This is a genomic window from Pseudodesulfovibrio sp. S3 (assembly GCF_004025585.1).
Taxonomy (GTDB): Bacteria; Desulfobacterota; Desulfovibrionia; order Desulfovibrionales; family Desulfovibrionaceae; genus Pseudodesulfovibrio.
Genome location: NZ_QTZO01000035.1, coordinates 1 through 7,828, shown reverse-complemented (window position 1 = coordinate 7,828; position 7,828 = coordinate 1). Strand labels below are relative to the sequence as shown.

The 7,828-nt window shown below is 56.9% G+C and carries 6 protein-coding genes; all 6 read right to left on the bottom strand.

Annotated elements, in window-relative coordinates:
* Positions 1-259: 259 nt before the first annotated feature.
* The gene (gene leuS, locus DWB63_RS17035; protein WP_128330071.1) at positions 260-2,761 is read right to left on the bottom strand and encodes a leucine--tRNA ligase; all 2,502 of its coding nucleotides are present in this window, start codon (positions 2,759-2,761) and stop codon (positions 260-262) included.
* 123 nt (positions 2,762-2,884) lie between these two features.
* Positions 2,885-3,334 carry a transcription antitermination factor NusB gene (nusB, locus tag DWB63_RS17030; protein ID WP_128330070.1) on the bottom strand — a complete coding sequence of 150 codons (450 nt, stop codon included), beginning with the start codon at positions 3,332-3,334 and terminating at the stop codon, positions 2,885-2,887.
* 2 nt (positions 3,335-3,336) lie between these two features.
* Positions 3,337-3,807, bottom strand: coding sequence for a 6,7-dimethyl-8-ribityllumazine synthase (ribE, locus tag DWB63_RS17025; protein WP_128330069.1), 471 nt, complete (start codon positions 3,805-3,807; stop codon positions 3,337-3,339).
* A 77-nt stretch (positions 3,808-3,884) separates the two neighbouring features.
* Positions 3,885-5,096, bottom strand: a complete 1,212-nt coding sequence (locus DWB63_RS17020; RefSeq protein ID WP_128330068.1) for a bifunctional 3,4-dihydroxy-2-butanone-4-phosphate synthase/GTP cyclohydrolase II — start codon at positions 5,094-5,096, stop codon at positions 3,885-3,887.
* A gap of 236 nt (positions 5,097-5,332) precedes the next feature.
* Positions 5,333-6,106: a GGDEF domain-containing protein gene (locus DWB63_RS17015; RefSeq protein WP_128330067.1), complete on the bottom strand. Its 774-nt coding sequence runs from the start codon at positions 6,104-6,106 to the stop codon at positions 5,333-5,335.
* 147 nt (positions 6,107-6,253) lie between these two features.
* Positions 6,254-6,985: a glycosyltransferase family A protein gene (locus tag DWB63_RS17010; protein ID WP_241648899.1), complete on the bottom strand. Its 732-nt coding sequence runs from the start codon at positions 6,983-6,985 to the stop codon at positions 6,254-6,256.
* Between the last annotated feature and the right edge of the window lie 843 nt (positions 6,986-7,828).

Genomic DNA, 7,828 nt, shown 5'->3' with positions numbered 1-7,828 from the left:
TTCCAGGATCACAGTCCAAAAAAGGCGTTTTTGCCTACTTTTGTCGCCTTGAACAAAAGTAGGGCGCTGTAAGAGCGCAACACTTCAAAAGGATATAGAGCCTAGCTTCCACCGCGAATGCGCTACGTATCAAACAAATTTCAACTCTTCATATGGAGAACGCGCTCATCACCACCGCGAATGCGCTACGAACTAAACAAAAAAGACCGGAAGGACATCATCCCTCCGGCCAATCTTGGTTGATTAAAACAGCGCTCGCTTAATTGGCTACAATATTTACCAATTTATTGGGAATTACGATAACTTTGCGGACGGTTTTTCCCTCAATGAACTTGACGACATTCTCCAACCCGAGGGCGATCTTTTCGACCTCGTCCTGGGGAGCGTTGTTGGGGGCCTCGAATTTGCCGCGCATCTTGCCGTTGACCTGAACCACCAGGGTGACCTCGTCCTTGACCAGGGCCTTTTCGTCAAAGACGGGCCAGGACTGGGCGGTGAGACCGGCGGAGTGACCCAGGGACTGCCACAGCTCTTCGCAGATATGCGGAGTCACGGGGGAAAGCAGGGTCACGGCCGTGGCTATGGCCGACGAGAGCGCCTTGGGGTCTGCATTCCTCAACTCGTCCTTGACCTGATACAGCGTGTTGACCAGTTCCATGACAGCCGCGATGACCGTGTTGAACTGGAATTCGTTTTCGATGTCCCGTGTGGCGCGGCGGATGGTGTCATGCTCCTTGAAGCGCAACTCCTTGGCCGCATCCGAAGCAGGGGCGTCGGCCGCAGTCGGCTTCACCGGCTCGAGCACGTCTTCCAGTTCCTCCACCAGACGCCAGAGGCGGGAGAGGAATCGGTAGGCACCGTCAATGCCCTGGTCGGACCATTCCAGTTCCTTGACCGGGGGCGAGGCAAAAAGAATGAACAGCCGGGTGGCGTCCGCACCGTACTGGTTGATCATGGCGTTGGGGTCCACCACATTGCCCTTAGACTTGGACATCTTGCCGCCGTCCTTGAGGACCATGCCCTGGGTGAGCAGGTTGGCGAACGGCTCTGTCGTCTTGACGAATCCGGTGTCGCGCAGGGCCTTGGTAAAGAAACGGGAGTAGAGCAGGTGCAGGATGGCGTGTTCGATGCCGCCGATATACTGGTCCACATTCATCCAGTAGTCCAGATGCTCCGCGCCCAGGGCCTCATCCTCGTTGCGCGGGTCGCAATAGCGCATGTAGTACCAGGACGACTCGAAAAAGGTGTCGAAGGTGTCGGTCTCGCGACGGGCCTGTTGGCCGCATTTGGGGCAGACGCAGTTGACGAACTCCTCCATGGTGGGCAACGGAGACTTGCCGTCCTTGCGCACCTGGGCATTCTCGGGCAGCAGCACCGGGAGCTGATCCTCGGGCACGGGCACCACGCCGCAGTCATCGCAGTAGATGACCGGGATGGGCGCGCCCCAGAACCGCTGGCGCGAGACGTTCCAGTCCCGAAGCCGGTAGTTGACGGCCATACGGCCCTTGCCGGAGGCGTCCAGGTGCTCGACCACGGCCTTCTTGGCAGGCTCGTTCTCCATACCGTTGAATTCGGCGGAGTTGATCATGAAGCCGGGGGCGGTGTATGCAGCGGTCAGGTCCGCGGCGTCAAGCTCCTCGCCTTTTTCTTGCAGCTCGGGCGGGTTGATGACCGCCTGTATGGGCAGTTTGTATTTGGTGGCGAACTCAAAGTCGCGCTGGTCGTGGGCGGGCACGGCCATGACCGCGCCGGTGCCGTATCCCATGAGCACGAAATTGGCCACGTAGATGGGGATATCCTTGCCAGTGACCGGATTGACGCAGTACTTCCCGGTGAAAATGCCTTCCTTCTCCAGGTCGTCGGCACCGCGTTTGATGCGGTCCATGTTCCTGATGTTGGTAACGAACTCCTCGATTTCAGCCTTGTTGTCCTGGTCGGCAATGAGCTTTTCCACAAGGGGGTGCTCGGCGGCCACGGACATGAAGGTTGCGCCGAACAGGGTGTCGGGCCTGGTGGTGAAAACGTCGATGGTTGCATCCATGTCCTTGACCTGGAAGGTCAATTCCGCGCCGTAGGACTTGCCGATCCAGTTGCGTTGCATGGTCAGCACGCGCTCGGGCCAGCCGCCTTCAAGGGTCTCGAGATCCTTGAGCAGTTCTTCGGCATAGTCGGTGATGCGCAGGAACCACTGCACCATGTCTTTCTGCTCGACTTCGGAGTCGCAGCGCCAGCACAGCCCCTCTTCCACCTGCTCGTTGGCCAGCACGGTATTGCAACTGGGGCACCAGTTCTGCGGGGAGTCCTTGCGGTAGGCCAGCCCCTTCTCAAGGAACTTGAGGAAAAATTTCTGCTCCCATTTGTAGTACTCGGGACGGCAGGTCGCGATCTCGCGCCGCCAATCATAAGAGTAGCCCAGGCGCTGGAGCTGTTCGCGCATCTCGGCAATGTTCTGAAAGGTCCACTTGGCCGGGTGGGTCTCATTCTTGATGGCCGCGTTTTCCGCAGGCAGGCCAAAGGCGTCCCATCCCATGGGATGGAGCACGTTGAAGCCCTGCATGCTCTTGAAGCGCGCCACCACGTCCCCGATGGAGTAGTTGCGCACATGGCCCATATGAATCTTGCCCGACGGATACGGGAACATCTCCAGTACGTAGTACTTGGGTTTGCTCGTGTCGGTCTCAACCTCGAAACAGCCGGATTCCTTCCAGATATCCTGCCATTTTTTTTCTATGATCTCGGGAGAATATTTGCCTAATGCCATGATGCTTCCTCTGTGGTCGTTTCTTTGTCACCCGGCGTCAGGCCGGTGAACAGCCACGGCCCGATATTCACGGGCAGGAGATCGGCCATGGCGTTTGGGTGCGCGTCCCGCCCTCTGTCAGGCTCAATTCCGCTTCAGCGTTTTGGCCACTCCGTCCAGGATGCCGTTAACAAAGGAGCGCGACTTGTCATCGCCGAAGATCTTGGACAATTCGATGGCCTCGTTGATGGCCACCTTGGCCGGGATGTCGGTGAAAAGCAGTTCATACAACGACAGCCGAAGTACGGACAGTTCCACCATGGCGATCCGTTCGATCTTCCAGTGCTGGGAATTTTCCTGAATGGTCTTGTCGATATCGTGCAGATTGACGTTCACGCCCATGACCAGGGCGCGGGCAAAATCGCGAGCAGTCTCGGATTCCTGCTCCGTGACCATGGGATTGAGGTCGAACAAGGTGTCCATATCCATGGGATTGGCCCGGTCAAGAAAGTGCGTCGAATAGAGCACCTGAAACGCCAGGGTGCGACCCACCCTGCGAATGCCGGGCCTATTGCCCTTTTTAGTAGAGCTCATGCTTAGAGTTGCTCCAGCACCCGGATGGTCTCAAGCAGTGCGGAAGCGGCTTCCACACCCTTGTTGCCACCCTTGGAGCCGGCACGTTCGATGGCTTGATCCAGGGAGTCGCAGGTGAGCAGGCCAAAGCCCATGGGCACACCGGTCTCCATGCTGGCGTGAGCCACGCCCTTGGCACATTCGCTGCAAACGTAGTCGAAGTGCGGGGTGGCGCCGCGGATGACCGCACCAAGCACGACGATGCCGTCATAATTGCCGGAACGAGCCAGCTTCTGTGCGGCCAGGGGGAGCTCGAAGGCGCCGGGCAGCCGGATCAGGGTCAGGTTTTCCTCGCTGCCGCCATGCCGGACCAGATAGTCAGTGGCGCCGGAGATGAGGCGATCGACGATGAAATCATTGAAACGGGCGGCCACGAGGGCTATTTTAAGCCCCTTTGCGTCCAGTTGTCCTTCGATGGTCTTTACGGACATGATGTCTTCTCCCTACTGTATGAAATATATATAGCGTTGTAATATGTTACCAGTTCACGAAAAGTCAACTTGCACCAGGCCTACTTGGATTCCATCTTGATCAGATGGTCCATCTTGTCGCGCTTGGTCGTGAGATAGCGCTCGTTCAGATCGCAAGCTCCGACCTCGATGGGTACGCGTTCGGTGACTTGCAGGCCGTATCCTTCCAGACCGACCATCTTCTTGGGATTGTTGGTCATCAGGCGCATCTTGGAGACGCCCAACGCCACCAGGATCTGTGCGCCGGTGCCGTATTCACGCATGTCCGGCGGAAAGCCGAGCTTGACATTGGCCTCGACCGTATCGAACCCCTGGTCCTGCAGGTGATAGGCCTTGATCTTGTTGCCCAGACCGATGCCGCGTCCTTCCTGGCGCATGTAGACCAGCACTCCCTTGCCTTCGTTGTGGATCATGCACATGGCGTCGGCAAGCTGCGGGCCGCAGTCGCAACGCAGGGAGCCGAACACGTCGCCGGTCAGGCATTCCGAGTGCACGCGAACCAGGGTCGGCTCGTCCGGCGTGATGTCGCCCATGTACAGGGCGATGTGGGTCTTGCCGTCGATGTCGGAGTGGAAGGCGGCTGATTGGAAATTACCCCAGCGGGTGGGCAGCTTGGCCTCGCCCACCTTGGTCACGGAATTGCCGTCGAATTTCATTCGATAGGCAATGAGATCGGCCACGGAGCATATTTTGAGGTCATGCTTCTGGGCATATTTTTCGAGGTCGGGCAGGCGGGCCATGGAGCCGTCCTCGTTCATGATTTCGCATATGACGGCTGCGGGCTTGAACCCGGCCAGGCGGGCGATGTCGGTGCCGCCTTCGGTCTGGCCTGCGCGGACGAGTACGCCGCCGTCCTTGGCGCGCAGGGGGAAAATGTGTCCCGGAGTGACTATGGAATCCGGGCCTGCCCCATCGGCAACGGCGACCAGTACCGTGGTGGCGCGGTCGGCGGCGGAGATTCCTGTGGTCACGCCCTCGCGCGCTTCGATGGAAACGGTGAAGTTGGTGCCGAAACCGGATTCGTTCTTCTTGGTCATGAGTTCCAGGCCGAGATTATCGGCCATCTCATTGGACATGGGAAGACAGATGAGACCGCGGCCATGGGTGGCCATGAAATTGATCAGTTCCGGTGTAACCGCCTCGGCGGCGCAGACCAGATCACCCTCGTTTTCCCGGTCTTCATCATCCACCATGATGATCATCTTGCCCTTGCGGATGTCCTCAATGGCTTCTTCTATTTTGCATAAGGCCATGCTGTGTACCTCGAAAGTTTTGTTACCCAGGAATGCGGAAAACCCTGTCCCAATGCCGTCCGGCGGGGAACCAATGTACTTAGCGCAAATGACTCCACGGGGGAAGGGGAAAAATCCATAAAAAAAAGCAAGCAATATCAAAATGATACAACTTAAAGGGTGGGCCTGGATGGCCAGCGCCGTCCCGTTCTGCCTGCCAGAGAATAGTCATTCTCGTCTTAAAGGCAATGGAAGAATCAGACCAGAGGGAGATGTTTGTCGTTTTTGGGGATGTGAATGAGCACCTGATTACGGCCGTTTTCCTTGGCTCGATGCATGCTGTGGTCGGCGGCCAGAACAAGGGCATCCCTGATGCTCCCCTTTCCTGGCCGGACGGATTTCAGATCGGCCACACCGCAAGAGATGGTGACCTGTATTTGCGGACCTTCCAGGCTGATGTCGTTGACCTCGATGACCACGCGCAGCTTTTCGGCGACCACCGCGGCCTGTTCGGCGTCGGATTCCGGGATGATGATCATGAATTCTTCCCCGCCGTAGCGGACCACGATATCTGACGTGCGGATGTTGGCTGCCAAAAGCCGGGCCACTTCCGCCAGGGCCAGATCGCCCAGGGGATGGCCGAAGGTGTCGTTGACTTTTCTGAAGTGGTCGATGTCAACCATGATCAGCGAAAGCTTGCTGTCATAGCGGAGGGCGCGGTCCACTTCCTCGTCCAGCCGTTCGAAAAACCAGCGGCGGTTCGGCAGGCCGGTCAAATCGTCGTGTGTTGTCAGGGTAGTGATCTTGTCGTGGGCATCTTCCATGAGCCGCATCAATCGCGACGCACAATAAAAGGAAAGGCCAAGCACACCGCCTGCGGCGACAAGCAATGCGACCAGGGAATAGTAACGGTTTTCAAAGAAAAGGGCCGGGAGCAGGGCGAGAACGACCACGGTTGCGGACAGTCCCATTTGGAACAGAAAAATTCGCCAGGCTTTATGCCTGATCCTCCCTTTGCTTGACAATGTCATGAATTCCCCCTGAAAAATATCGAATGCTGTATCAGCCTATTTTACCTGTATTGGCGAAAAAGGAAAGAGGGAGAATACAAGAGCCACCGCCCCGGCGTCCGGAGACGCCGAAACAGTGGCCCGCTTCATACTTCTCTGGGGCAAACCCTAGGCCAGGGCCAATCCGTGAAGCACAGACCGAACAGGGATTCCCACGGTCATTGCGCGTTCACAGGCAAGACGATCGAGAAGGCCTTGCTGTCGCCAGGACAGGGCGCTGCGGTCCAGGCTGCGCCCGGCATCATATACGCCGACAACCTCTTCGAGAATGGTCACGCTTCCGGTGCGGGTGTACCAATCGAGGATGTTCAGGAAGTCTGCTTCAGCCTTGCCCCGGTATTTCCAACCGCCGCACCGGTTCACCACCAGGCAGCGCGACAGGCACAGACACAGGAGATCGATGTTCCCGGGTCTGATCAGCGCGCCTGAGTCCGAGATCGGAAGAGTCGGCATGTCAAAGGCAAGCTGCGTGTCGATGCGACCGATGATCATTTCGGCGTCATAATGTTTGATATACTGGCTCAGGGCGTAGGGCTTGAGTACGTTGTCATCGTCCAGAAATATGATTTTCTGGCCTCCTGCCAATTTGAGCAGCAGATTGCGGATGCCGTGGCCGCAGTCATCGTCTTTGGGCAGGTTGAAACGTCTGACCGGATAAGCGCAAGCCGGAGCCTTGCCCTTGATACCGCCGAACCCTATGAGAATTTCTATTTGTCCCGTCTCCAGTCCGGCAAACCTGGCCGCCGCTTCCACGGAATGAACCGCTTTTTGAAGGGCGTTTGGTCGTTTGCCGGTAGAGGGAGTGATCACTGAAAAGAGAATATCGCCGTCCATGGCCATATCGTCATCTCCCTTCCCGCGTCCATGCGAGATTGAAGGGGTTTTAGACCCCATATTATTAGTCTCATGAGCAGTGCGACATAGGGCGACTACTCATGAGTTCATATCGGTCGAGGAATGCATATCTTTAGGGCTTGGTGTGGGATTTTTTATTGAAATAAGAGAGTTAGGAAATACATATGCAGCGGGATTGTTGGTTTTTCCGGGGTGGTGATCTTTGTTGATGACGTAGCGCATTCGCGGTGGAAGCTAGCACCATCCTTACGAAGTGTTGCGCTCTTACAGCGCCCTACTTTTGTTCAAGGCGACAAAAGTAGGCAAAAACACCTTTTTTTGCGCTGTGAGCCTGGACCCGAAGCCAAGAGCCTGTAGGCGGCTTTCGCTGCCCGAAACGATTGTCCACCCTGTGGACTCAATCGGGCTGCGCTTCGCCGCCTGAGACAGGCTCTAGGCTGCGGGACCAATTGTTCGGCGTTGTAAGGGGTGGTGGGGGTGGTGTGATTTTCTTGTTGGATTAGGTTCTTCGGTTTTTCGGGACGGCAGGCTTCAGCATAGGTTTTGGGCGAGTGTTTTGTTCGGAGCGCATTCGCGGTGGTGATGAGCACGTCTTTCAAACGAAGGTTGTTGCTTATTTCAAACGTAGCGCATTCGCGGTGGGAGTTAGGCTCTATATCCTTTTGAAGTGTTGCGCTCTTGCAGCGCCCTACTTTTGTTCAAGGCGACAAAAGTAGGCAAAAACGCCTTTTTTGGGCTGTGATCCTGGAATCGGGACCAAGAGCCTGTAGCGCGGCTCCACTGCCCGGGAAAGAAAGTTCGTGAACGAACGCTTTCCGGGCCACGCTC